Genomic DNA, 22,731 nt, shown 5'->3' on the forward strand with positions numbered 1-22,731 from the left:
TCCATGACGGCGCCCGAGAGGATATGCGCCCCGATTTCAGAGCCTTTTTCCAGCACGCACACGCCAAGGTCGGCGCCTTTTTCGGCAGCCAACTGCTTCAGGCGGATTGCCGCCGACAGCCCGGCCGGGCCGCCACCGACGATCACGACGTCGTATTCCATCGACTCGCGTGGGCCGTATTGTTCGATGAGGGCTTGCGTCGTCATCGCCTGGCTTCTCCGGTGACCGTTTCGATGGCGATCGACGCGAGTTGCGCGCCGGGTCCGGACGGCCGCAGCGCGAGTTCCTCCGCGCGTGCGCTGATCCAGAGCGCGTGCAGCGGCGCCAGCGTCACGCCGCGCAGCAGCGTGCTCTCGACGTGCCATTGACCGGCGAGACTCACCAGCAGATGCGTGGCGGCGGGTGTTACGTGCATCGAATGCGAAGCCACGCTGACCCGGGCGCGCGCCGCACCGCGTTTGCACATGACATTGAGCACATTCACGGGCCGCGCAGGCAGATTCACCCACACATGCAGATCGCCGGAAAACTGCACTGGCTGACCGGCACGCGCGAGCAACTGACCGTCCTGCGAACGCAGGTCGATCAGGCCGTCGTCGATGGGCAGCAGCGTGCGGTCGTAACCCGGGAATTGCGAGAACTTCGCCGCTCCTTCGAGCGTGGCGATGCTCACGCGCCAGGCCGCCCCTGCACCCTGATCAGGACCGCGCGCAAGCGTGCGCGTCACGCCGCCGCCGTTCGCCCACGGCTCGCACGCAAGACGTGTGCTGTCGATGAAGCGCACTGCCGCGATGGCGTCGATGGCATGCATGGGGTCCGGCGACACGGCTGGCTGGCGGGCGTTCATGCGCGCGCCTCCTGGGCGGCCAGCCGCGTTTCCAGCGCGCCGACCACGTCGAACAGATCGCCCACCAGACCGACGTCGGCCACCGAGAAAATCGGCGCATCCGGGTCCTTGTTCACGGCGACGATGAACTTCGAGTCCTTCATGCCCGCGAGATGCTGGATTGCGCCCGAGATGCCGAACGCCACATAGACATCGGGCGCGACGCTGCGGCCGGTTTGCCCGACCTGCGCGGCATTGGGCGCATAGCCTGCATCGACGGCGGCGCGCGAAGCGCCGAGTGCCGCGCCCAGCGTATTGGCCAGACGGCCCAGCCGCGTCATGTTGTCGGGCGAGGCGAGACCGCGACCGCCCGCGATGACCACGCGCGCGCTGCCCAGATCCTGGCCGCTCTGTTCGGCGGCACGGCGCTCGACCAGGCGCGTGCGCGTGAACGGCTCCAGCGGCGCGAGCGCGACGATCTGCGCCGCGCCGCCTTCGGCGGCAACGGGCGCGAACGAGGTGGGACGCACCGTGGCGAACGTGCAGCTAGTTGCGCTCGCAACAGTCGCGATCACGCTACCCGCATACAGACCGCGCACGAATTGCGCACCGTCGTGCAGGGCGATGACATCGGCGAGAAAGGCGCCGCCCGCGAGCGCCGCTGCGCGCGGCAATGCGGCGCGAGCGCGGGCGCGGTGCGGCGCGAGGATCGTCGAATACTGAGTCGCCAGCGCCTGCAATTGCGCTGCCACCGTCTCCGGCGCGAGCGTATCGGCGTCGCCCGCCGACGCGCTCAACACGCGCGCCACGCCGCTTGCCTGCGCGGCAGCCGCCGCGCTCGCCGCGTCGAATACCAGCAGATCGACGGGGTGTCCCAAGGATATCGCCGCGCCGATCACCCGCAACGTTGCATCGGAAAGAACGCCATGCGCGCCCACTTCACCATCGGCCAGAACCAGCGTTCTCATCGTCATGCTCCTGCGGCTTCGAATACACGTTGAGCGGCCAGCGCATCCAGCAGCGCGCCGATGCCTTCCACCTTCACGCCCGCTTCGCGCACCGGCGGGTCGCTGAGCGCGATCACGCTGCTCTGTGCGGCGAGCGATGCGCCGATCGCGCCCGCCTCACGCACGGCGAGCGGCTTCTGCTTCGCCTTGACGATGCTGGGCAGCGTCACGCGGCGCGGCTCGGCCAGACGCAGATCGGCGCTGATGACGGCAGGGCCGTCGAGTTGCCAGGTGGAGGTGCCAGCATCGTCGCCGCAAACCACGCGCCAGCCGCCCTCCACCGCGTCGAGCGCGCTCGCGTTGAGCGCCTGCGGCCAGCCCAGCAGCGCCGCGAGCATCGCTGCGACGCCGCCGATATCGCCGTCGATGGCCTGTTTGCCGCACAGCACGAGACCGTAATCGGCATCGCTCATATGCGCCGCGATCAGACGCGCCACGGCCAGCGAATCGAGAGTGGACGTGGCCGCGCCGGTGTCGATCAGCACCGCGTCGTCCGCGCCCATGGCGAGTGCGGTGCGCAGTACATCCTGATGCGTGGGCAGGCCGCAGGTGAGCACGGTGACGTGCGCGGCCACGCCCGCTTCCTTGAGCTGCAGCGCTTTTTCCAGCGCGCATTCGTCGAAGGGGTTGAGCGACATCTTCAGCCCGGCGGTATCGATCGCACCGGCGGCGTTCAGGCGCACGCGCACGTTCGGATCGACCACACGTTTGACGGGAACGAGAATGCGGATAGTCATGTTGTTTCCTTTGCGTCTGACTTCAGGACACCGCGCCCAGACCGTATTTGCCCGTCAACAGCGCGCCGCTCGCGAAGCGCGAGAGCGCATAGGGATCGAGCGAAACGTCGGTCGGCAGACCCAGCGCATGTTGCGCGAGCAACTTGCCGATGCCGGGCGAGAGCTTGAAACCGTGACCCGAAAAGCCGAAGCCCACGGTCAGCCCTTGCACGTCGGCGACGCTGCCCAGCACCGGGTTCCAGTCGGGCGTCACGTCGTACACGCCGGTCCACGATGAAGCGAGGCCCGCCGTCTCGTAAGCAGGGAAGTGCTCGGCCACCTGCGCGCCCACTTCGGCCACATAGTCGAGCGAGATTTCGCCCTGTTCGGTTTCGGGCGCGTTGAGCGTATCGCCCACCACGCCTTCCGACACCAGCATCTGCGCGCCGCCGTAGCTGCGGAAATACAGCATCCCCGCCGACCCGAGGTCCTTGAACGCGGGCATGGCGAAGGTATAGGGCGCGGCCTCGCATTCGAGTGCAAGCACGGTATGACGCTCGGGCTTGACGGGTAGATCCACGCCGATCCATTGCGCGAGTTCCGGCGTCCAGATGTTCTGCGTGCTGATGAGCGTGCCGCAGCCAAAACGGCCCGCCGAGGTTTCGACGCCCACCACGCGGCGGCCTTCGCGGATCACACCGTTCACCCGCGTGTTTTCCATGATCTTCACGCCACGGCGGCGCGCGGAACGCGCGAAACTCGTCGCGACCAGATAAGCGTCGGCGAAACCGGCCTCGGGTTCGAAGCCAATCAGCGCGGCGTCGTCGAAGGTGGCGATGGGCAGACGCGCCTGAGCTTCCGTGCGGTCGAGCAACTGCACCTCGATGCCCATATCCTGTTGTGCACGCAACGAAGCGGCGAGCGGATCGAGCTTGTCGCCCTCGGGCGCGGCGATCATGTAACCGCACTTGACGAGACCGCAGGAGGCTTCGTCGTCGCCGAGGTAATTGGCGAAATTATTGAACGCCCACCAGGAAGCGCGGGCGAGTTCGACATTCTGGCGCACCGAATAATGGGTGCGCAGCAGCCCGGAGGACTGCGAGGTGGTGCCGGCGCCGATCGTGCCCTGATCGACGACGAGCACGCTTTTCGCGCCTAGCGCGGCGAGGTGGTGGGCAACGGACGTGCCGATCACACCGGCGCCGATCACGACAAAGTCATAGTGGCTCATGGGGCCCCCGTGGGTGGACGATGGAACGCATTGTGGATCGGCGGTGCGCCACGCTTTTTTGTATTAGGCAAACTTATGGACAACGAGCGCGATTGCTCATCCTCGGCGCGAACGGTGCAGGGCGCGGCATGATGGTGCCCGGTGCGGTGCGCGTCTGGTGGTTTATCTGGAGTCGACATGAGACGCACTCAGGCCCCTATCGATCTGAATGCCTTGCAGGCTTTTCTTGCGGTGTGCGAAACCGGCTCGATGACGGGCGCGGCGAAGCAGCTCGGCGTGAGCCAGAGCGCGGTGAGCCAGGCGATTGCGACGCTCGAACGCGATCAGGGCGTGACGCTATTCGATCGCGAAAGCCGGCCGCCGCGGCCCAATCTTGCGGGGCGGGCGTTGCTGGAGCTGGCGGGGCCGTTGCTGGAGCATGCCCAGATGGTGAGTACGCGCATCGGCGATGCGTCGAATGCGGGGACCTTGCCGGTGCGGCTGGGGTGTGTCGATTCGTTTGCGGCGACGGTTGGGCCGGAGTTGATACGGGCGGTTTCAGGATCGGCGCGGCAGATTGCACTGTGGTCCGGCTTGACGCCGGGGTTGAGCAAGCAGTTGCATGACCGGGAACTGGATCTGGCCGTGTGTACGCAGACCACGCTGAACGATGCCCGGATTGTCGAGGTGCCGATTTTTTCTGAGGCGTTTGTGGTGGTGGTGTCGAAGGGGTGGCTTGCGGAGCGGCGTAATGTTGTCGATTGGCGGACTTTGGCGCTTGAGTTGCCTTTGATCCGGTATACGGCGCGGTCTGTGATTGGGCAGCAGATTGAGCGGTATGCGCGCCATTTAGGCATTAATAGCCCGCGGCGGTATGAGTTTGATGCTACCGATCCTTTGTTGAGTCTTGTTGCTGCGCGGCTTGGGTTTGCTATTTCTACGCCGCTTTGTTTGTGGCAGGCGCGGCATTATCTGGCTGATATTGCGGTGCTGCCGTTGCCTGCTGGACGCCTTGGGCGGCGTGATTTCTTCTTGCTGCATCGGCAGGGGGAGTGGGATGCGTTTGGGCAGGAGATTGTGGCGCTTACCCGGCGGGTGATTGATGCGGCCATTCGGCCGGCGCTTGGGCTGGCTTTGCCGCAGTTGGGGGAGGATGCGATTTTGTAGTTTTTGCTCTTTTTGCTGTTGTTGTTGGCATTTCCTTGATTTCGTGTCGGTCTATTAGCGTTGCCCCTGTGCGGGGCGGCACCCCCTTTTCTTTGCCGCGGCAAAGAAAAGGGGGGAAAAGAAAGCCGCTCAAACCGCCAGTGCTTCGCGGTACACCCACAGCCTATCAACAGAGTGGCGCCCGGGCAGCGCCCGCACCACGCGCCCAATATCGGAGTGGTGACGCCCGCACATCCGGGGGCGCAAGCGCCCCGTGGGGCATAACGCAAACGCAAACCTTCGGTTTGCGCCTTCCCTCGCATACCCAACCGTTGCGAGCGCAGCGAGCAGCGGGATGTATGACTGCCTTGTCACTTCGTTTTACGGCGCGTGGTGCGAGCAATGCCCAGTTACCACTCTGCTATCAGGTTAGTGGTGGACGGCGTCACATTAGCGGTGTGAGCGGCTTTCTTTTGCCTACTTTTCTTTGCCGCGGCAAAGAAAAGTAGGTGCCGCCCCGCACAGGGGCAACGCTAATAGACCGACACCAAATCAAGGAAATGCCAAGCACCCAAAACACGTCAAAAAAACCGCAAGGATCCAATCAAATGACCGAGCTATACACACTGGAACGCGGCACCGCACCGTTAATCATTTCAATCCCCCATTCAGGCACTGAAATCCCGCCGCACCTGCGCCACCTGTACACAGAAGAAGCACTACAACGAGCAGACACAGACTGGCACCTCGACCGCCTCTACGACTTCGCAAGAACCCTGAACGCAACGGTAATCGGCGCAAAAATCTCCCGCTACGTCATCGATCTAAACCGTCCTCCCAACGACGAAAGCCTCTACCCAGGTCAAACAACAACCGGTTTATTCCCCACCGAAACCTTCCGCGGGCAACCGCTCTACCACCCCAACTGCGCCCCCAGCGAATCAGAACGCACAACACGGCTAGCCGACTACTGGCAGCCCTATCACAATGCATTGCACACCGAACTAAATCGCCTGCGCGAGCGCCATGCTAATGTCCTGCTCTGGGAAGCCCACTCGATCGCCAGCATCCTGCCGCGCCTGTTCGAAAACAAACTTCCCGATCTCAATCTGGGCACCCAGGACGGCCGCACCTGCGCGCCAGAAGTACAGCAAGCCATTACCGAAGCGATGAGCGCCAGCCCATACACCGCAGTCGCCAACGGCCGCTTCAAAGGCGGCTACATCACGCGCAGCTTCGGCGCGCCATCCAATGGCATTCACGCAATCCAGCTGGAAATGTGCCAATCGACCTATATGAACGAAAACCCGCCATTCGATTACCAGAGCGAAAAAGCCGAAGCCATCCAGCCCACCTTGCTCAGCATGGTCAACGCCGCCCTCGACGCTGTATCGAAACTCGCCCCAACGCTTGCATAAGCGTTGCTGATACTGGAGCGTAAGCGGTCGTCCCGTTTCAGTGCAGAAACGCGCCGCGCTCAGGAATAACGCGCACCGTTCGCAGGCAAGCAGTCGCGCACCACCGGCAAGACCCGATTCAACCCCATCCCCGAACCTCGCGCCAGATGTTTATCCGCAGGAATTTTTGATTCACACAGATAAACATGGCACGGAGGTTGCATAAGAGGAAACCGGGAACTTCATTCCGTGCTGCCCGGCGGGTAAATGAAGATCGACAGGAATTGAATCGGTGTCTTGATGAGGCGCTCGGGGCCGTGGGGTATGTCGGCCTGGAATGTGAGCGTGTCGCCGGGATGCAGGACGTAGGTGTGCTGGCCGTGGCGGTATTCGAGTACGCCCTTGAGCATGTGGATGAACTCGGTGCCCGGATGTTCGAAGGTGGGGAAGCGTTCCGCTTCGTCATCCATGGTGATGAGAAAGGGTTCGAAGGCTTTGCGCGGGCCCTGGTCGTAGGCGAGCAGATGGTAGGTGTGGCCGCGTTTGGTGCCTTTGCGTACCACTTCCATGCCGGTGCCCTTTTTGACGAGTTGCGCGCCGCCCTGCGGGACGTCGAAGTGGCGAAACAGCGTGGAGAGCGATACGCCCAGCGTCTGCGCAATGCGGTTCAGGACGTCGAGTCCAGTCGAGGTCTGCGCGTTCTCGATTTTCGAGAGCATGCCGCGGCTGATGCCGGCCTGGTCGGCAACCTGCGCGATGGTCAGGCCGTGGCGTAGTCGCAGTTCGCGCAAGGTCGCGCCCAGGTAGCGTTCGAGTGGGGTTTTGTTGTCGTCCGCGATTTGCATGGTCGGTTTCGGCTCAAGGGTCGCCAGATAGCGGGTTGCCAGATTTAGCGGTCAGGCTCCCGGCGGCAACGACTTCGCGCGCGCCAGGGGTTTAACCGCAGGAAGCATTGTTGCATGACAGGAAAGGCAGTTCCAGAAATCGTCGTACCTGATCTCAGCCGGCGTCCCCGCAATGGCGCTCAGGTCGAAGCAGCGTAACAGCCGTGCGCCTGGCGCACGGCCTCTTTCAACCGCCAATGCAGTTGTTGCAAGGAGTAGCGATGAATCTGAACGATGCGGGCAAGCTGCCGCTCAACGAGCCAGCCGGCGTGCCGCGCTTTGCCTCGGCCGAGGAAGCGCAGAGCTGGCTCAGCCAGCAGGGCGTGAAATATGTATTGGCGCAGTTCGTCGATATTCACGGTGTCGCCAAAGCCAAATCGGTGCCGCTCGCGCATCTGAAAAGCGTGCTCAAGGCCGGTGCCGGTTTCGCGGGCTTCGCGATCTGGGGCGTGGGCATCGAGCCGAATGGTCCCGATTACATGGCTGTCGGCGATCTCGCCACCCTCACGCCGGTGCCGTGGCAACCGGGCGTAGCGCGCATCGTCTGCGACGGTCATGTCGATGGCGAGGCCTGGGCCTACGATTCGCGCGTCACGCTCAAGCGTCAGACCGCGCGCCTCGACGCGCGCGGCTGGACCTTGTTTACCGGGCTCGAACCGGAATTCTCGCTGCTGCGCCGCTCGGCCTCGGGCACGCTGGAGCCGTGCGATCCGAGCGATACGCTCGCCAAGCCCTGCTACGACTACAAGGGCCTGTCACGCACGCGCGTGTTTCTCGAACGCCTTACGGAATCCATGCGCGCGGTCGGTATCGATGTCTATCAGATCGACCACGAAGACGCCAACGGTCAGTTCGAAATCAACTACACGTACACCGATTGCCTGACTTCCTGCGATCACTACGTGTTCTTCAAGATGGCGGCCTCGGAGATCGCCAACGATCTGGGCATGATCTGCTCGTTCATGCCGAAGCCGTTCGCGAATCGCCCCGGCAACGGCATGCATATGCATATGTCGATTGGCGACGGCAGGCGCAATCTGTTTGCCGATTCTGGCGACGCGCTGGGCATGGGGCTTTCGAAGCTCGGCTATCAGTTCACGGCGGGGCTGCTCAAGCACGCGCCCGCGCTCACGGCGCTGTGCAATCCCACCGTGAATTCGTACAAGCGCCTGGTGGTGGGCCGCTCGCTCACGGGCGCGACGTGGGCGCCCGCCTACGTGAGCTATGGCGACAACAATCGCTCGACCATGGTGCGCATGCCCGGCGAGCGCATCGAACTGCGCCTGCCCGATGGCGCGTGCAATCCGTATCTGGCGACGGCGGCGGTGATCGCGGCGGGTCTGGACGGTGTCGACAGCGATCTCGATCCAGGCGCGCCCTCCAACGAGAACCTTTACCAGTGGTCGAGCGAAAAGCTCGCGGAACACGGGATTGCGGTGCTGCCGCAGAACCTCGAACAGGCGCTCGACGCGCTGGAGGCGGACACGCTGATCTGCGAAGCGCTCGGTCCCGTCGCGCAGGAATTCATCAAGCTCAAGCGCATGGAGTGGCTCGAATACATGCGCCATGTTTCCGACTGGGAACTCAAGAGCTACCTCGAATTTTTCTAAGGAGAACTTTTATGTGCGGAATCGTAGGCTTGCTGGTGAAAACGCCGGCGCTACGCGAGCGGCTCGGCGAACTGATGGTGCCGATGCTGATCGGCATGACCGAGCGTGGTCCCGATTCGGCGGGCCTCGCCGTGTTCGGCAAGGAACTCGACGCGAGCCAGCGAAAACTGAGCCTGTACTCGGGTTTCACCGAGGAAGGCGCGCAATTCCCGTGGCAGGCGCTGCTGGACAAGCTCAATAGCGCGATGGATGTGACCGCGCGCATCGAAGCAAAATCGAATCACGCCGTCCTCACGCTGCAAGGCAGCGCGGAAAACGTGAAGGCGTGGCTCAACGAAACGTATCCGAAGCTCTATCTGCTTTCGACGGGCCGCTCGATCGATCTGTACAAGGACATCGGCTCGCCCGCGGAAGTGGCCGGGCGCTACGACTTTTCGAAGCTCAAGGGCTCGCATCTGGTCGGCCATACGCGCATGGCGACGGAATCGGCCGTCACGCCCGACCGCGCGCATCCATTCACGGCGGGCGAGGACTTCTGTCTCGTGCACAACGGCTCGCTGTCGAATCCCTATGGCGTGCGCCGCAAGCTGGAGCCGCTGGGCATTCGCTTCGACACGGACAATGACACGGAAGCCGCGTGCCGCTTTCTCGAATGGCGTCTGCGCGAGGGCGACGCGCTGCCTGAAGCGCTGCAAAAGGGCTTCGAGGAACTGGACGGTTTCTACACCTTCCTGATGGGCACCGCGAACGAACTCGCGCTGATCCGCGATCCGTTTGCGTGCAAGCCGGCCGTCGTGGCCGAAAACGACGACTACGTGGCGATTGCTTCCGAGTTCCGCTCGCTCGCGCATCTGCCCGACATTCGCAACGCTAAGGTTTTCGAACCCGCACCCGAGGAGATGTACGTATGGAAGGCGTGATTTTCGATCTGGAGCAACAGGGCGTGCGGGAACTGAACCAGTACCTGCATGGCGACGCCAACGCACTGCAAGGCCAGCAAATCAGCGTGAGGTCGCCCAATGGCGCGCACAACATCGCCGTGGGCGTGGACGCGGACGTCGAGGTGCGCGTCGAAGGCCATGCGGGCTATTACGCGGGCGGCATGAACAAGCACGCGACCATCGTGATCGAAGGCAGCGCCGGCACCGGCGTGGGCGAGAACATGATGAGCGGCAAGGTGCATGTGCGCGGCTTTGCGTCGAATGGCGCGGGCGCTTCGGCGCACGGCGGCCTGCTGGTGATCGACGGCGATGCGGGCCTGCGCTGCGGCATCTCGCTCAAGGGCGGCAACATCGTGGTGGGCGGCTCGGTGGGCAGCTTCTCGGCCTTCATGGCGCAGGCCGGTCGCATGGTGATCTGCGGCGACGCAGGCGACGCGCTGGGCGATTCGCTCTACGAAGCCGTTTTGTATGTGAAAGGGGCAGTGAAGTCGCTGGGCGCGGACGCGCAATTCGAACCGATGACCGCTGCGGATGTCGCCGCGGTGCGCGAACTGCTCGACGCCGCCGGTCTCGACCACGATCCTGCGCAGTTCCGCCGCATCGCCTCGGCCCGCACGCTCTACCACTGGAACGCCGACGCGGACCAGGAATATTGAAGCCTCGTCAGGCTCCGCTGAACCTTATAGATCGAGAAGGTCCCCATGGAAACCAAACCGGTTCATTTCGCGCGTCTGCAACAGGAAGAGTCCAGCACCTTCGACCGCAAGACCATTGATTACATCCACACCGCCGCGCAGCGCGGCCTCTATGAAATCCGCGGTCTCGGCTCGAAGAAGACGGTGCCACACTTCGACGATCTGCTGTTTCTGGGCGCCTCGCTTTCGCGTTATCCGCTCGAAGGCTATCGCGAGAAATGCAGCTCGCAGACGATTCTCGGCACGCGCTACGCGAAGAAGCCGATCGTGCTCGATACGCCGGTGACGATCGCGGGCATGAGCTTCGGCGCGCTCTCGGCGAACGTGAAGGAAGCGCTCGGGCGCGCCGCGACGGCGGCGGGTACGTCGACCACCACGGGCGACGGCGGCATGACGCAGGAAGAGCGCCAGTCGTCGAAGACGCTGGTGTATCAGTGCCTGCCGTCGCGTTACGGCTTCAATCCCGACGATGTGCGTCGCGCCGATGCCATCGAAGTCGTGATCGGCCAGGGCGCAAAGCCGGGCGGCGGCGGCATGCTGCTGGGGCAGAAGGTGAATCCGCGCGTGGCGTCGATGCGCACGCTGCCCGCGGGCGTCGATCAACGCTCGGCGAGCCGTCACCCCGACTGGACCGGCCCCGACGACCTGGCGATCAAGATCCAGGAGCTGCGCGAAATCACCGATTGGGAAAAGCCGATCTACGTGAAGGTTGCCGCCACGCGCACGTTTAACGATGTCAAGCTGGCCGTGCACGCCGGCGCCGATGTGGTGGTGATCGATGGCATGCAGGGCGGCACGGCTGCTACCCAGAGCTGCTTTATCGACAACGTGGGCATTCCCACGCTGGCGGCGGTGCGTCAGGCCGTGGACGCGCTCGAAGACCTCAACATGAAGGGCAAGGTGCAGCTGATCGTGTCGGGCGGCATCCGCACCGGCGCCGACGTGGCGAAGGCGCTGGCGCTGGGTGCGGATGCGGTGGCGATCGGTCAGGGCGTGCTGATGGCGCTGGGCTGCAATAGCGAAAGCTATTTCCAGAACGGCGCGCTGCATTCGGCGGTGGCGGACTACGCGGCGCTCAACACCGCGCCGGGCTTCTGTCACCACTGCCATACCGGCAAGTGCCCGGTAGGCGTGACCACGCAGGACGCTGTGCTCGAAAAGCGTCTGGAGCCGGAGGAGGGCGCGCGCCGCGTGCGCAACTACCTCAAGACGCTGACGATGGAGCTCACCACCATCGCCCGCGCCTGCGGCAAGCAGAACGTGCATCACCTGGAGCCGGAAGATCTCGTGGCGCTCACCGTGGAAGCAGCGGCGATGGCGCGTGTGCCGCTGGCGGGCACTTCGTGGATTCCCGGCCTGACGCGTTGACGCCCTGCGATTTATTTTGAAAAGCAGTCCGTAGTAAATCGGCGTGATAGAAAAGAGGCCGCTGCTCTCAAGGCCGCAGCGCGCGCATCGTTGAAGCAGCTTTCATGCAGCGATGCGTGCGCCATTCATTCGAAGCAGTCCACCACACCAGGCCGTCGCGGCGCTGCCCGAGGCCTTTCTACAGGATCGTGCAATGAAGAGCTTGAGCAAACTACTCGCACTGATCAGTGCGCTGGCGCTGGCGCTGCCCGCGTGGGCGCAGGGCGCAGCCGCGCCGGTGCCGAACAAGGGCGACACCGCCTGGATGATCGTCGCCACCTTGCTGGTCGTGATGATGGCCGCGCCTGGACTGGGCCTCTTTTACGGCGGCATGGTGCGCGCGAAAAACATGTTGTCCGTGCTGATGCAGACGCTGGTGATTTTCTGTCTGCTGGGCGTGCTGTGGGCCGTCTATGGCTACAGCATTGCGTTCACCGAAGGCAATGCGTTCTTCGGCGGCTTTTCGAAGCTGTTTCTTGCGGGCGTGACGCCCGACACCACGGCCGGCACTTTCAGCAAGGGCGTGGTGATTCCCGAATACATTTATGTATCGTTCCAGCTGACGTTCGCGGCCATCACGCCCGCGCTCATCATCGGCGGGATTGCGGAGCGCGCGAAGTTTTCGGCGGTGCTGGCCTTCATGGTGCTGTGGTTCACGTTCTCGTATCTGCCGATCGCCCATATGGTGTGGTACTGGCCTGGCCCGGACGCCTACACCAGCGCGGCCGCTGCGGATAAAGCCAACGCCACGGCGGGCTTCCTGTTCCAGAAGGGCGCGCTCGACTTCGCGGGCGGCACGGTGGTGCACATCAACGCAGGCATCGCGGCGCTGGTGGGCGCGATCCTGATCGGCAAGCGCACGGGTTATGGGCGCGAGCACATGGCGCCGCATAACCTCACGATGACGATGGTGGGCGGCTCGCTGCTGTGGGTGGGCTGGTTTGGCTTCAACGTCGGCTCGAATCTGGAAGCAAACGGCGCGGCAACGCTCGCCTTCGTCACGACGTTGCTGGCGACCTGCGCGGCCACCGTCGCGTGGACCTTCGTGGAGTGGGCGTTCAAGGGCAAGCCCTCGATGCTCGGCGCGGTCTCGGGCGCGATCGCGGGGCTGGTCGTCATCACGCCCGCTTGCGGCTTCGTCGGGCCGATGGGTGCGATCGTGATGGGACTGGTGGCGGGCGCACTGTGCTACTGGGGCGTCAACGGCCTCAAGCGCATGCTGGGCGTGGACGATTCGCTCGACGTGTTTGGCGTGCATTGCATCGGCGGGATCGCCGGGGCGTTGCTGACGGGCGTGTTCGCCTCGCCGCGCCTGGGCGGCACGGGCGTCTACGACTATGTGGCCAACAAGGTGGGCGACTACGACATGGCCAGCCAGATGATCTCGCAATGCTGGGGCGTGGGCACCTCGCTGGTGTGGTCGGCGGTGGTGTCGTTCGTGGCGTTCAAGCTGGTCGACAAGGTGTTCGGGCTGCGCGTGGATCAGGAAGGCGAGCGCGAAGGGCTCGACGTCAGCTCGCATGGCGAGACGGCTTACCACGCATAACGGGCAAATGAATCGCCCACGGCGGCCGCCGCGCTCGCGCGCGGTTGGGCGGCAGGGCGGGAGAAGGCATAATATGGCATGCCATGGGCAGGCGGGCGCTCCGCGCGTCTGCCGCCGATGGAGTGTGCCATCGTTCTTGCCAACCCCTACCCGCCTTCCGCCGTCCATGTCCGACCTGAAAATCGACCGTAATGCCAAGACCCTGCGCGAACTCACGCTCGACAAGTTGCGTGGTGCGATCGTGCAGGGCTACTTCCGTCCTGGCGCGCGTCTCGTCGAGCGCACGCTGTGCGACGAACTCGGCGTGAGCCGCACGGTGGTGCGCGAAGTGCTGCGCCATCTGGAAACCGAAGGGCTGGTGGAGACCGTCGGCCGCCAGGGGCCGGTGGTTGCGCGTCTCGATCCGCAGCAGGTGAGCGAGATCTACGAACTGCGCGGCCTGCTCGAAGCGCATGCGGCGCGCGCCTGCGCCGAACACTCGACGCCTGAGCTGGTGAAGGAACTGCGCGAATTGCGCGCGGTGATCGAAGCGGCGTTTGTCGATCAGGACCTGCCACGCGTGCTCGACTACACCGAACGTTTCTACGACGCCCTGTTCCAGGGCGCGGGCAAGAGCGTGTCGCTGGGCGTGGTGAAGACGCTCAATGCGCGTATCAACCGGCTGCGCGCGCTCACCATTGCCACGCCTGGGCGCAGCAATGATTCGAACCGCGAGATGAACGCCATGCTCGACGCCATCGAACGGCATGACGGCGATGCGGCGGCGGCGGCGTCGTCGGCGCATATCCGGCGTACTGCGGAACTGGCGATGGCCGCGCTGGCGGGGCTCGACGAGGGCGATGGGGAGGCGTGATCGCTTCAGGCGCGAGCGTCAGCCGCCCGCACGGCGGTCGCTGTGCAGCAAGCCATAAAGCGCGCTATCGGTGACTTCTTCGCCGACGATCCAGCGCTCGCGCAGCAAGCCTTCGCGCCGGAACCCGAGCCGTTCCAGCACGCGCGCAGAAGCCAGGTTGCGCGGATCGATATCCGCTTCGATGCGATGGAGTTTGATCGTGTCGAAGGCGTGATCGACAACGGCTGCCGCTGCCTCGCTCATCAAGCCCTTGCCCCAGTGCCGGCGCTGCAGGCTGAAGCCGATTTCCGCGCGGCGGCACTGCTCGTTCAGATGAAACAGATCGCAGGTGCCCAGCACTTCGCCCGAGTCGAGCGCGGCGACGGTGCAGACCAGATTCTTGCCCGCTGACGAAGGCTTGAGCGTGTTGTCTACGCGCGCATGCGCTTCGTCGATATGACGCATCGGCGCAAACGAGAAATAGCGCATGGCTTCGGCGTCGGACCAGATCGTAAAAAGCGCGGGCGCATCGTCGTGACGAAGCGCGCGGATGCGCAGGCGCGCGGTGCTGAGCGAGACGGGTTCGAACATGTGATTGGTCATTTCAGCTTTGGCCTTCGTGCCTGAAACGCTTGAGCACGAGCACGCACAGCGCGGGCACATGGACCACGCCCATGCCGCCGAAAAGCACCACCCAGGGCGGCGCAATGCCCCCGGACAGCATCGCCGAGATCGTGCCGAACGCCAGACCAACCAGCAGCAACACGGCATGCGCGATCAGGCGCTTGCGGCGCGTGTCGGTGAAACGCGGGATGCTCACATGAACGTAGATCATGATGAGCAGCGAAACGGTGGCGATGAAAGCGAACATGGTATGCGGAGCGCCTGGGCGCGTGGTGATTCCTGACGATGGTCGCGATGTTACGCGAGGCGTGTTTTTTCTGTGGACCTTGGGGACGCGCGGGCCGCTTTGAATCGATCGTTCTCTGACCGCTCACGCTATCGCGCCCCAATATCCCGATCTTCATATCTATCATGGTATTCCATAATATTGACGGGCTTTTTGTCCGCTATAACATGGCATACCATAATCTCATGCAAGATGAGTCACCGCCCGGGCCAGCAGCAAACCGGGTGAGCAGCGGAACGCAGCCCGGCCGCCCCTAAGGAGTACGAGATGACCCGCCCCAATACCGACACCTTCGATACGACCGGCTTTCGCCGCGCACTCGGCGCGTTCGTCACCGGCGTCACGGTCGTGACCACGATCCAGGCCGACGGTACGCCGCGCGGTTTCACCGCGAATTCGTTCACGTCGGTGTCGCTCGATCCGCCGCTGGTGCTGGTCTGCGTCGCCAAAAGCGCGTCGAGCTACGAGGTGTTCTCGCAGGCGCCGCAATTTGCCGTGAGCGTGCTGGCCGAAGACCAGAAGGATGTATCGGGCGTGTTCGCCTCGAAGAGCCCTGATAAATTCGCGAAGGTGGCGTGGCAGACCCGCGCGACAGGTGCGCCCGTCATGCACGGCGCGGCGGCGCACTTCGACTGCGCGACGCAGCAGGTGATCGACGCGGGCGACCACGTCATCCTGCTTGGCCGCGTGCTCGATTTCGCGCACACGGGTCTCACGCCGCTGGGTTACTGCCGCGGCGCGTACGTGAGCTTCAGTCTTTCGCAGGACGCCGTCGCGGCGAGTGCTGCGCGCGGGCACGCCCAGGTGGGTGCGATCCTCGAAAACGCGGATGGCGTCGTGCTGCTCGACACGCCGGACGGTCTGCGTCTGCCGCGCGGTACGCGGCTCGAAGCGGCCAACGATCCGTCGAGCCTGCGCGGCGTGCTCGCAAGCCTCGGCCTGGTTGCGCATCTCGACTTCATTTTTGCCGTGTTTGAATCGACCCAGGCACGCGAGCAAGGCAACAAGCCGGACAACGGCGTGCGCATCTTCTACCGTGGCCGCGTGGTCGCGCAACGCGGCATGAGCGCGCCCGAACTCCATTTCGTGCCGCTTTCGCAGGTGCCCTGGGACGAAATGAGCGATCCCGCCGAGCGCTCGATGCTGCAACGCTACGTGAAGGAGCGTCACGAGGACGCTTTCGGCGTCTATGTGGGCGACAGCGAAGCCGGCACCGTGCAGACGCTCGCGCTGACCTGAAACCGGACCCAGCCCGAATTCCGGCGCGCGCCACCCTCAAGCACTCGCGCCATCGTTGTCATGCAGTCAACTCGCAGTCATTTGATCCGTGGAGAAAGTCATGAGCAGCAGATGGACCCTGTACGCCGCGCCCTTGATCGCGGCAGGCGCGCTGATGCTGGCGGCCGCGCCCGCCCTCGCCGCCGATCCGATCGTGTTCACCAGCTGGGGCGGCACCACCCAGGCGTCGCAGCAGAAGAACTGGGCGCAGCCGTTCGCGCAATCCTCGGGCATCAACGTGCTGATGGATGGCCCGACCGATTACGGCAAGTTCAAGGCGATGGTCGAAAGCGGCAACGTCAACTGGGACGTGGTGGACGTTGAAGGCGACTTCGCTTACGCCGCCGCGAAAGACGGCCTGATCGAGCCGATCGACTACACGGTGGTGAAGAAGGACGAACTGGACCCGCGTTTCTCGTCGCCGCAGGCGGTGGGCAGCTTCTATTACTCGTTCGTGCTGGGCTACAACAAGACGGCGTTCAAGGGCGCGCAGCCCTCCACCTGGGCCGATCTGTTCGATACGAAGAAATTCCCGGGCAAGCGCACGTTCTATAAATGGTCCGCGCCGGGCGTGCTGGAAATCGCGCTGCTCGCCGACGGCGTGCCGGCCAGCAAGCTCTATCCGCTCGATCTCGACCGCGCCTTCAAGAAGCTCGACACCATCAAGAGCGATATCGTCTGGTGGAGCGGCGGCGCGCAATCGCAGCAGTTGCTCGCTTCGGGCGAGGCTTCGATGGGCATGTTCTGGAACGGCCGTCTGCACGCGCTGCAGGCAACGGGCGTGCCGGCAGGCATCTCGTGGAACCAGAACCTCACGGCCGCCGACATGCTGGTGATCCCGAAGGGCGCCAAGCATCGCGATGAAGCGCTCAAATTCCTTGCGGCCGCAACGAGTCCGCAAGCCCAGGCGAAGTTCGCGACCGATACCGGCTACGCGCCGATCAACGTGAAATCGGCCGCGCTGATGACGCCTGCCGTGGCGAAGACGCTGCCCGACCAGTACACGCAGTCGCAGATCAACCTGGACATGAAATACTGGGCCGCCAATCGCGATGCCATCGCCAAACGCTGGTACGCATGGCAGGCAAAGTAAGCATTCCCAGGAAACTGGTTTTGTAACGCGAAACACGGCGCGTACGCGCGCCGTCCTGTCTCGCAGACCCTAAGCAAGCCCAACGCAAGCCCAACGCAGACCCCACGCGGATCGGGAGAGATCATGCCTGAAGTTCTGAGCACCGTCGCCCATGCGCCGGTCGACGCGCCGCCGAAGCGGCGCAACTGGCGCAACGCGAAGCTGCTTGCGCCCGCGCTAATACTCCTCGCGATCTTTTTCGTGCTGCCGGTGCTGTCGCTGCTGCTGCGCAGCGTGATGGAGCCGAGCCCCGGCCTGCACAACTACGCGCAACTGCTGGGTTCGAGCACTTATCTGCGCGTGTTCGGCAATACCTTTCTGGTGGCGGGCGTCGTGACCGCGGTGACGGTGGCGGTCGGCTTTCCGACTGCCTGGCTGCTGGCCATCGCGCCGCGCTGGCTCAGCACCACGCTGTTTTCGATCCTGCTGCTGTCGATGTGGACCAATCTGCTCGCCCGCACCTTTGCCTGGATGGTGCTGCTCCAGCAGACCGGCCCGATCAACCGCCTCTTGATGGCGCTCGGCATCATCGATCAGCCGCTGACGCTCGTGAACAACCTGATCGGCGTGACGGTAGGCATGACGTACATCATGCTGCCGTTTCTGGTGATGCCGCTGCACGCCACGTTGCGCGGCATCGATCCCGCCACACTGCGCACCGCCGCCGTGTGCGGCGCAAGCCGCTGGCAGGCGTTCTGTCGCATTCTCGTGCCGCTCGCGATGCCGGGCATCGCCTCGGGCGCGCTGATGGTGTTCGTGATGGCGCTGGGTTACTTCGTGACGCCCGCGCTGCTGGGCGGCCCGTCCTACATGATGCTCGCCGAACTGATCGCGCAGCTGGTGCAGGAGCTGCTGAACTGGGGTCTGGCCGGCGCGGCCGCATTCGTGCTGCTCGCCGTGACGCTAGGCCTCTACGCGCTGCAACTGCGTTTCACCGGCGGCGCGCGCCAGATTCCTGGAGGACGCTGACATGTTGCTCGACTTCGATCGTCTCGGCGCGGTGCGCGCGTTGCTCGTCGCCATTGGCGCGGTGGTGGCCCTGTTCCTGCTGCTGCCGATTGTTTTCATCGTTGCGCTGTCGTTTGGCGATTCGCAATGGCTCGCGTTTCCCGCGCCGGGCTGGACGCTGGAGTGGTATCGCCAGCTTTTCACGGACGCGGGCTGGCTCGATTCGCTCATGACCAGCATGAAGCTGGCCGTGATCGTCACCGTGCTTTCTGTCGCGCTGGGCTTTCTCGCCTCGCTGGCGCTGGTGCGCGGCAAGTTTCGCGGCCGCGCCGCCGTGCAGGCCTTCTTCCTCACGCCGATGGTGCTGCCGGTGGTGGTGCTGGCGGTCGCGCTCTACGCGTTCTTCCTGCGCATCGGTCTGGCGGGCACGATGACGGGCTTCGTGATCGGCCACCTGATCATCGCGCTGCCGTTCTCGATCATCGCCATCAGCAATTCGCTTTCCGCCTTCGATACGGCGCTCGAAGACGCCGCGCTGATTTGCGGCGCGTCGCCGCTCGCGGTGAAGTGGCGCGTGACGCTGCCCGCCATTCGCCTGGGTCTCGCGGCGGCGGCGATCTTCTCGTTCCTCGCTTCGTGGGACGAAGTGGTGGTGTCGATTTTCATGGCGAGCCCCACGCTGCAGACGCTGCCCGTGCGTATCTGGGCGACGCTGCGTCAGGACCTCACGCCCGTGGTGGCGGCGGCGTCCTCGCTGCTGGTCGCGCTCACCACCGTGCTGATGCTGGCGAGCGCGCTGCTGCGCCGCGCCCGCCAGGCCATCCAGTAATCGAATCGATCCGGAGACGTAAGCCATGACTGCCGCATTCCTGCAAATCCAGCGCCTGCGCAAGACCTACGACGATGTGGTCGCCATCGACAGCGTGTCACTCGACGTGCGCAAGGGCGAGTTCATGACCTTCCTCGGGCCGTCGGGATCGGGCAAGAGCACCACGCTGTATATCGTCGCGGGCTTCCAGGAGCCGACCGAAGGGCGCGTGCTGCTCGACGGCAAGCCGCTGCTCTCGGTCGCGCCGAACAAGCGCAATATCGGCATGGTGTTCCAGCGCTATACGCTGTTTCCGCATTTGACGGTAGGCGAGAACGTGGCGTTTCCGCTGCGCGTGCGTCATCGTCCGGAATCCGAAATAAAGGCGAAAGTCGAAAAGATGCTCGCGCTTGTGCATCTTTCCGAATGTCGCGACCGCATGCCCGCGCAATTGTCGGGCGGCCAGCAGCAGCGCGTGGCGATCGCGCGTGCGCTGGCCTACGATCCGCCGGTGCTGCTGATGGACGAGCCGCTTTCCGCGCTCGATAAGAAGCTGCGCGAGGAAATCCAACTCGAACTGCGTCGCATCCATCAGGAAACGGGCGTGACGATTCTGTATGTGACGCACGATCAGGAAGAGGCGCTGCGTTTGTCGGACCGTATCGCCGTGTTCAACAAAGGCCGCATCGAGCAGGTGGGTAGCGGCGAGGAGTTGTATGCGAATCCGGCTTCGCGCTTCGTGGCGGGCTTTATCGGCAACTCCAATTTCCTGCCGGTGCGGGTGACGGCGAGCCGCGACGGGCTGGCGAACGGCGTGTTCCCCAACGGTCTCGCACTGGCCTGCGGCAACTTCAATCCGTCGCTCGCCGCGGGCGATGATGGCACCCTCATGATCCGTCCGGAGCAGATGCGGCTGAGCGCGCAGCGCGACGGCACGGCTGCCGGGCTGCCGGTGACCGTGCGCGATATCACCTATCTGGGCGACGCCATGCACTATGCGGTGGCCACGCCGTGGGCGCAGGAGATTTCGATCCGTCTGCCCGCCGCGCAGCGCCACGATAGCGGTCTGGCGGTGGGCGCGCAGGCGGTCGTCGAGTGGGATGCCGGCGATACGCGCCTGTTCGCGCAGCCATGATGAGCGATCTCGGGCAAGCGCCGTCGTCGCCGCCGTCCTCACGTTCCGCGCAGGCGACGCTGCGCGTGGAGCGGCCCTCGGCGACGCTGCGCGAACTCACCTTGCAGAAGATGCGCCAGGCGATTCTCGATGCGCATTTTGCGCCGGGCGAGCGGCTGGTCGAGCGCACGCTATGCGAGGAACTGGGCGTGAGCCGCTCCGTGGTGCGCGAAGTGCTGCGCCACCTCGAAGCGGAAGGCCTCGTCGATACGCTGCCCAACCAGGGGCCGATCGTGGCGCGCCTGGACGCCAGCACGGCGGCGCAGATCTACGAGATTCGCGCGCTGGTGGAAGGCGATGCGGCGATGGCCTGTGCGTTGCGTGGCGACGCCGCGACCGTGGAGCGCCTGGCCGCGTGCGTGGCGCAGATCGAGCGCGCCTTCGCGGCGCACGATCACGCGGCGGTGCGCGAGTTCACCGGGCGGTTCTACGAGCAGATGTTCGGCAGTGGCGCGAAATCGGTGGCGTGGGAGATCGTGCAGAGCCTGAATGCACGCATCACGCGTTTGCGGGCCTTGACGATTGCCTCGGACGATCGCGGCCGCCAGGCCGTGGCGGAGATGAACGAGATCGTCGCGGCGATCCGCGCGCGCGATGGCGAGCGCGCAAGAGAAGCGGCGACGGCGCATGTGATGCGCGTCGCCGAGATTGCGGCTGCGTTGCTGCCTGCTTGAGGGTTTCTCAAGCAGGCGGGGGCTTGCCTCGCCGATTTACCTGGCAACCGGCATCGTAAACTCAGCACCCTTTTCGGTGCTTTCCGGCCAGCGCTGCATGATCGACTTCTGCTTCGTATAAAAGCGCACACCTTCTTCGCCATAGGCGTGCATGTCGCCGAACAGGCTGCGCTTCCAGCCGCCGAAGCCATGCCATGCCATCGGCACGGGAATCGGCACATTGATGCCCACCATGCCCACTTCGATCTGGCGGCCGAATTCGCGCGCCACGTTGCCGTCACGCGTGAAGCAGGCCACGCCGTTGCCGAACTCGTGGTCGTTGATCAGTTGCACCGCTTGCGCGAAGTCGTGCACGCGCACGCAGGCCAGCACCGGGCCGAAGATTTCCTCCTTGTAGATGCGCATCTGCGGCGTGACGTTGTCGAACAGCGTGCCGCCCGTGAAGAAGCCCTCTTCGTGACCCGGCACCTTCAGGCCGCGCCCGTCCACCACCAGCGTTGCGCCTTCCTCGACGCCGCTCGCGATATAGCCTTCGATACGCTCCAGCGCCTGGCGCGTGACGATCGGGCCCATTTCGGCATCGGCTTCCATGCCGTTTTTGATCTTGAGCGTGCGGGCGCGCTCGGCCAGACGCGGCACGATCTTGTCGGCCACATCGCCCACCAGCACGGCCACGGAAATCGCCATGCAGCGCTCGCCAGCCGAACCGTAACCCGCGCCGATCAGCGCATCGACGGTCTGCTCGATATCCGCATCGGGCATTACCACCATATGATTCTTCGCCCCGCCCAGCGCCTGCACGCGCTTGCCGTGCTTCGCGCCGGTCTCGTAGATGTAGTTCGCGATCGGCGTGGAGCCGACGAAGCTCACCGCCTTCACATCGCGATGCGCGAGCAGTGCGTCCACCACGATCTTGTCGCCCTGCACGACGTTGAGCACGCCATCGGGCAGACCGGCCTCCTTGAGCAGACGCGCCATGAACAGCGACGCCGACGGATCGCGCTCGCTCGGCTTGAGGATGAAGGTGCAGCCGGCGGCCAGCGCGACCGGGAACATCCAGCACGGCACCATGCAGGGGAAGTTGAACGGCGTGATCCCGGCCACCACGCCCAGCGGCTGGCGCACGGTCCAGTTGTCCATGCCGGTGGAGACCTGCTCCGTATAGTCGCCCTTGAGCAGTTGCGGAATGCCGCAGGCGAATTCGATCACGTCGATGCCCCGCGCCACTTCGCCTTGCGCATCGGCGAAGACCTTGCCGTGCTCGGCGGTGATGATGGCGGCCAGTTCGTCCTTGTGGCGGTTCATCAGTTCGAGAAAACGCAGCATGACGCGTGCGCGGCGGATCGGCGGCGTGTCGCGCCAGGCCGGGAACGCGGCTTTCGCGCTCGCCACGGCGGCCTCGACGTCTGCCACCTCGCCCAGCACCAGACGGCGCGCCGCGGCGCCCGTTGCCGGGTTGAAGATCGCCTGGGTGCGCTCGCCCGCGCCGCGCTCTGTCTTGCCACCGATGAAGTGGACTACGTCTGCGGAATCGGTAAAGGCCTGCATGTCATCTCCTCGGGGAATGGGGTAATCCGGCTTGTTCCGGGT

The 22,731-nt window shown here is 64.5% G+C and carries 23 protein-coding genes; 14 read left to right on the forward strand and 9 right to left on the reverse strand.

All coding sequences use genetic code 11. The annotated features are described in order from the left end of the window. From F4827_RS28870 to F4827_RS28890, 5 genes are all read right to left on the reverse strand, one after another. On the reverse strand, nucleotides 1-206 hold a 206-nt coding region (locus F4827_RS28870), incomplete at its 3' end, for an NAD(P)-binding protein (protein ID WP_183730453.1). Then, nucleotides 203-847 (reverse strand): HutD family protein, encoded by a 645-nt coding sequence (locus F4827_RS28875; RefSeq protein ID WP_183730456.1) that lies wholly within the window; start codon nucleotides 845-847, stop codon nucleotides 203-205. The genes F4827_RS28875 and F4827_RS28870, both read right to left, overlap by 4 nt. Next, on the reverse strand, nucleotides 844-1,794 hold the full coding sequence (locus tag F4827_RS28880; protein ID WP_183730459.1) for an electron transfer flavoprotein subunit alpha/FixB family protein: 951 nt from the start codon (nucleotides 1,792-1,794) through the stop codon (nucleotides 844-846). Before F4827_RS28880 ends, F4827_RS28875 begins: the two co-directional genes overlap by 4 nt. A gap of 2 nt (nucleotides 1,795-1,796) precedes the next feature. Beyond that, nucleotides 1,797-2,570, reverse strand: coding sequence for an electron transfer flavoprotein subunit beta/FixA family protein (locus F4827_RS28885; protein WP_183730509.1), 774 nt, complete (start codon nucleotides 2,568-2,570; stop codon nucleotides 1,797-1,799). Nucleotides 2,571-2,592: 22 nt separating this feature from the next. Beyond that, nucleotides 2,593-3,780 carry an FAD-binding oxidoreductase gene (locus F4827_RS28890; protein WP_183730512.1) on the reverse strand — a complete coding sequence of 396 codons (1,188 nt, stop codon included), beginning with the start codon at nucleotides 3,778-3,780 and terminating at the stop codon, nucleotides 2,593-2,595. A 177-nt stretch (nucleotides 3,781-3,957) separates the two neighbouring features. Between F4827_RS28890 and F4827_RS28895 the strand changes: the two genes are divergently transcribed. Both F4827_RS28895 and hutG read left to right on the forward strand, forming a co-directional pair. After that, on the forward strand, nucleotides 3,958-4,926 hold the full coding sequence (locus F4827_RS28895) for a LysR family transcriptional regulator (RefSeq protein ID WP_183730515.1): 969 nt from the start codon (nucleotides 3,958-3,960) through the stop codon (nucleotides 4,924-4,926). A gap of 587 nt (nucleotides 4,927-5,513) precedes the next feature. Continuing rightward, nucleotides 5,514-6,323, forward strand: coding sequence for an N-formylglutamate deformylase (hutG, locus tag F4827_RS28900; RefSeq protein ID WP_183730518.1), 810 nt, complete (start codon nucleotides 5,514-5,516; stop codon nucleotides 6,321-6,323). 221 nt (nucleotides 6,324-6,544) lie between these two features. Here the strand turns inward: hutG and F4827_RS28905 are convergent, their stop codons facing one another. Next, nucleotides 6,545-7,147, reverse strand: a complete 603-nt coding sequence (locus F4827_RS28905) for a helix-turn-helix domain-containing protein (RefSeq protein WP_183730521.1) — start codon at nucleotides 7,145-7,147, stop codon at nucleotides 6,545-6,547. Between the two features lie 260 nt (nucleotides 7,148-7,407). Here F4827_RS28905 and glnT point away from each other — a divergent pair, with 260 nt between their 5' ends. The 6 genes from glnT (at nucleotide 7,408) to F4827_RS28935 (ending at nucleotide 14,238) form a co-directional block, all read left to right on the forward strand. Beyond that, on the forward strand, nucleotides 7,408-8,796 hold the full coding sequence (gene glnT / locus F4827_RS28910; RefSeq protein ID WP_183730525.1) for a type III glutamate--ammonia ligase: 1,389 nt from the start codon (nucleotides 7,408-7,410) through the stop codon (nucleotides 8,794-8,796). An 11-nt stretch (nucleotides 8,797-8,807) separates the two neighbouring features. Further along, complete coding sequence (locus F4827_RS28915; RefSeq protein WP_183730528.1) at nucleotides 8,808-9,716, forward strand: class II glutamine amidotransferase; 909 nt, start codon at nucleotides 8,808-8,810, stop codon at nucleotides 9,714-9,716. Further along, nucleotides 9,704-10,393, forward strand: coding sequence for a protein glxC (locus F4827_RS28920; RefSeq protein ID WP_183730531.1), 690 nt, complete (start codon nucleotides 9,704-9,706; stop codon nucleotides 10,391-10,393). The genes F4827_RS28915 and F4827_RS28920 overlap by 13 nt, the downstream gene beginning before the upstream one ends. 45 nt (nucleotides 10,394-10,438) lie before the next feature. Beyond that, a complete protein-coding gene (locus F4827_RS28925) occupies nucleotides 10,439-11,800 on the forward strand; it encodes an FMN-binding glutamate synthase family protein (protein WP_183730534.1) in 1,362 nt (453 codons plus the stop codon). Between the two features lie 112 nt (nucleotides 11,801-11,912). Then, nucleotides 11,913-13,385, forward strand: coding sequence for an ammonium transporter (locus F4827_RS28930; protein WP_221303856.1), 1,473 nt, complete (start codon nucleotides 11,913-11,915; stop codon nucleotides 13,383-13,385). Between the two features lie 166 nt (nucleotides 13,386-13,551). Beyond that, entirely contained in the window at nucleotides 13,552-14,238 is a 687-nt protein-coding gene (locus tag F4827_RS28935; RefSeq protein ID WP_183730539.1) for a GntR family transcriptional regulator, read from the forward strand. A gap of 18 nt (nucleotides 14,239-14,256) precedes the next feature. On the opposite strand, the gene F4827_RS28940 is transcribed toward F4827_RS28935, so the two are convergent. Continuing rightward, a complete protein-coding gene (locus F4827_RS28940) occupies nucleotides 14,257-14,808 on the reverse strand; it encodes a GNAT family N-acetyltransferase (protein ID WP_260184669.1) in 552 nt (183 codons plus the stop codon). A 13-nt stretch (nucleotides 14,809-14,821) separates the two neighbouring features. After that, complete coding sequence (locus tag F4827_RS28945; RefSeq protein ID WP_183730546.1) at nucleotides 14,822-15,088, reverse strand: hypothetical protein; 267 nt, start codon at nucleotides 15,086-15,088, stop codon at nucleotides 14,822-14,824. Nucleotides 15,089-15,394: 306 nt separating this feature from the next. Between F4827_RS28945 and F4827_RS28950 the strand changes: the two genes are divergently transcribed. The 6 genes from F4827_RS28950 (at nucleotide 15,395) to F4827_RS28975 (ending at nucleotide 21,141) form a co-directional block, all read left to right on the forward strand. Then, nucleotides 15,395-16,366, forward strand: a complete 972-nt coding sequence (locus F4827_RS28950) for a flavin reductase family protein (RefSeq protein WP_183730548.1) — start codon at nucleotides 15,395-15,397, stop codon at nucleotides 16,364-16,366. 100 nt (nucleotides 16,367-16,466) lie between these two features. Continuing rightward, a complete protein-coding gene (locus F4827_RS28955; RefSeq protein WP_183730551.1) occupies nucleotides 16,467-17,498 on the forward strand; it encodes an ABC transporter substrate-binding protein in 1,032 nt (343 codons plus the stop codon). Between the two features lie 123 nt (nucleotides 17,499-17,621). Beyond that, nucleotides 17,622-18,506: an ABC transporter permease gene (locus F4827_RS28960; protein WP_183730554.1), complete on the forward strand. Its 885-nt coding sequence runs from the start codon at nucleotides 17,622-17,624 to the stop codon at nucleotides 18,504-18,506. 1 nt (nucleotide 18,507) lies between these two features. Beyond that, on the forward strand, nucleotides 18,508-19,314 hold the full coding sequence (locus F4827_RS28965; RefSeq protein ID WP_183730557.1) for an ABC transporter permease: 807 nt from the start codon (nucleotides 18,508-18,510) through the stop codon (nucleotides 19,312-19,314). Nucleotides 19,315-19,339: 25 nt separating this feature from the next. Further along, nucleotides 19,340-20,428, forward strand: a complete 1,089-nt coding sequence (locus tag F4827_RS28970) for an ABC transporter ATP-binding protein (RefSeq protein WP_183730560.1) — start codon at nucleotides 19,340-19,342, stop codon at nucleotides 20,426-20,428. Next, nucleotides 20,425-21,141 (forward strand): GntR family transcriptional regulator, encoded by a 717-nt coding sequence (locus F4827_RS28975; RefSeq protein WP_260175474.1) that lies wholly within the window; start codon nucleotides 20,425-20,427, stop codon nucleotides 21,139-21,141. Before F4827_RS28970 ends, F4827_RS28975 begins: the two co-directional genes overlap by 4 nt. Nucleotides 21,142-21,177: 36 nt before the next feature. Here F4827_RS28975 and F4827_RS28980 read toward each other — a convergent pair whose 3' ends face one another. Then, on the reverse strand, nucleotides 21,178-22,689 hold the full coding sequence (locus F4827_RS28980) for a CoA-acylating methylmalonate-semialdehyde dehydrogenase (protein WP_183730563.1): 1,512 nt from the start codon (nucleotides 22,687-22,689) through the stop codon (nucleotides 21,178-21,180). Nucleotides 22,690-22,731: the final 42 nt, after the last annotated feature.

The sequence above is a fragment of the Paraburkholderia bannensis genome (genome assembly GCF_014200455.1).
Classification (GTDB): Bacteria; Pseudomonadota; Gammaproteobacteria; order Burkholderiales; family Burkholderiaceae; genus Paraburkholderia; species Paraburkholderia bannensis_A.

What these genes read in the sequence shown, in the direction of transcription:
- glnT (WP_183730525.1), top strand. Translation starts at nt 7,408, where the DNA reads ATGAATCTGAACGATGCGGGCAAGCTGCCGCTCAACGAGCCAGCCGGC.
- F4827_RS28895 (WP_183730515.1), top strand. Translation starts at nt 3,958, where the DNA reads ATGAGACGCACTCAGGCCCCTATCGATCTGAATGCCTTGCAGGCTTTT.
- F4827_RS28955 (WP_183730551.1), top strand. Translation starts at nt 16,467, where the DNA reads ATGAGCAGCAGATGGACCCTGTACGCCGCGCCCTTGATCGCGGCAGGC.
- F4827_RS28945 (WP_183730546.1), bottom strand. Translation starts at nt 15,088, where the DNA reads ATGTTCGCTTTCATCGCCACCGTTTCGCTGCTCATCATGATCTACGTT.
- F4827_RS28890 (WP_183730512.1), bottom strand. Translation starts at nt 3,780, where the DNA reads ATGAGCCACTATGACTTTGTCGTGATCGGCGCCGGTGTGATCGGCACG.
- F4827_RS28965 (WP_183730557.1), top strand. Translation starts at nt 18,508, where the DNA reads ATGTTGCTCGACTTCGATCGTCTCGGCGCGGTGCGCGCGTTGCTCGTC.
- F4827_RS28880 (WP_183730459.1), bottom strand. Translation starts at nt 1,794, where the DNA reads ATGAGAACGCTGGTTCTGGCCGATGGTGAAGTGGGCGCGCATGGCGTT.
- F4827_RS28935 (WP_183730539.1), top strand. Translation starts at nt 13,552, where the DNA reads ATGTCCGACCTGAAAATCGACCGTAATGCCAAGACCCTGCGCGAACTC.
- F4827_RS28950 (WP_183730548.1), top strand. Translation starts at nt 15,395, where the DNA reads ATGACCCGCCCCAATACCGACACCTTCGATACGACCGGCTTTCGCCGC.
- F4827_RS28980 (WP_183730563.1), bottom strand. Translation starts at nt 22,689, where the DNA reads ATGCAGGCCTTTACCGATTCCGCAGACGTAGTCCACTTCATCGGTGGC.
- F4827_RS28975 (WP_260175474.1), top strand. Translation starts at nt 20,425, where the DNA reads ATGATGAGCGATCTCGGGCAAGCGCCGTCGTCGCCGCCGTCCTCACGT.
- F4827_RS28940 (WP_260184669.1), bottom strand. Translation starts at nt 14,808, where the DNA reads ATGTTCGAACCCGTCTCGCTCAGCACCGCGCGCCTGCGCATCCGCGCG.
- F4827_RS28905 (WP_183730521.1), bottom strand. Translation starts at nt 7,147, where the DNA reads ATGCAAATCGCGGACGACAACAAAACCCCACTCGAACGCTACCTGGGC.
- F4827_RS28915 (WP_183730528.1), top strand. Translation starts at nt 8,808, where the DNA reads ATGTGCGGAATCGTAGGCTTGCTGGTGAAAACGCCGGCGCTACGCGAG.
- F4827_RS28930 (WP_221303856.1), top strand. Translation starts at nt 11,913, where the DNA reads ATGCGTGCGCCATTCATTCGAAGCAGTCCACCACACCAGGCCGTCGCG.
- F4827_RS28875 (WP_183730456.1), bottom strand. Translation starts at nt 847, where the DNA reads ATGAACGCCCGCCAGCCAGCCGTGTCGCCGGACCCCATGCATGCCATC.
- F4827_RS28885 (WP_183730509.1), bottom strand. Translation starts at nt 2,570, where the DNA reads ATGACTATCCGCATTCTCGTTCCCGTCAAACGTGTGGTCGATCCGAAC.
- F4827_RS28925 (WP_183730534.1), top strand. Translation starts at nt 10,439, where the DNA reads ATGGAAACCAAACCGGTTCATTTCGCGCGTCTGCAACAGGAAGAGTCC.
- F4827_RS28970 (WP_183730560.1), top strand. Translation starts at nt 19,340, where the DNA reads ATGACTGCCGCATTCCTGCAAATCCAGCGCCTGCGCAAGACCTACGAC.
- F4827_RS28960 (WP_183730554.1), top strand. Translation starts at nt 17,622, where the DNA reads ATGCCTGAAGTTCTGAGCACCGTCGCCCATGCGCCGGTCGACGCGCCG.
- hutG (WP_183730518.1), top strand. Translation starts at nt 5,514, where the DNA reads ATGACCGAGCTATACACACTGGAACGCGGCACCGCACCGTTAATCATT.
- F4827_RS28920 (WP_183730531.1), top strand. Translation starts at nt 9,704, where the DNA reads ATGGAAGGCGTGATTTTCGATCTGGAGCAACAGGGCGTGCGGGAACTG.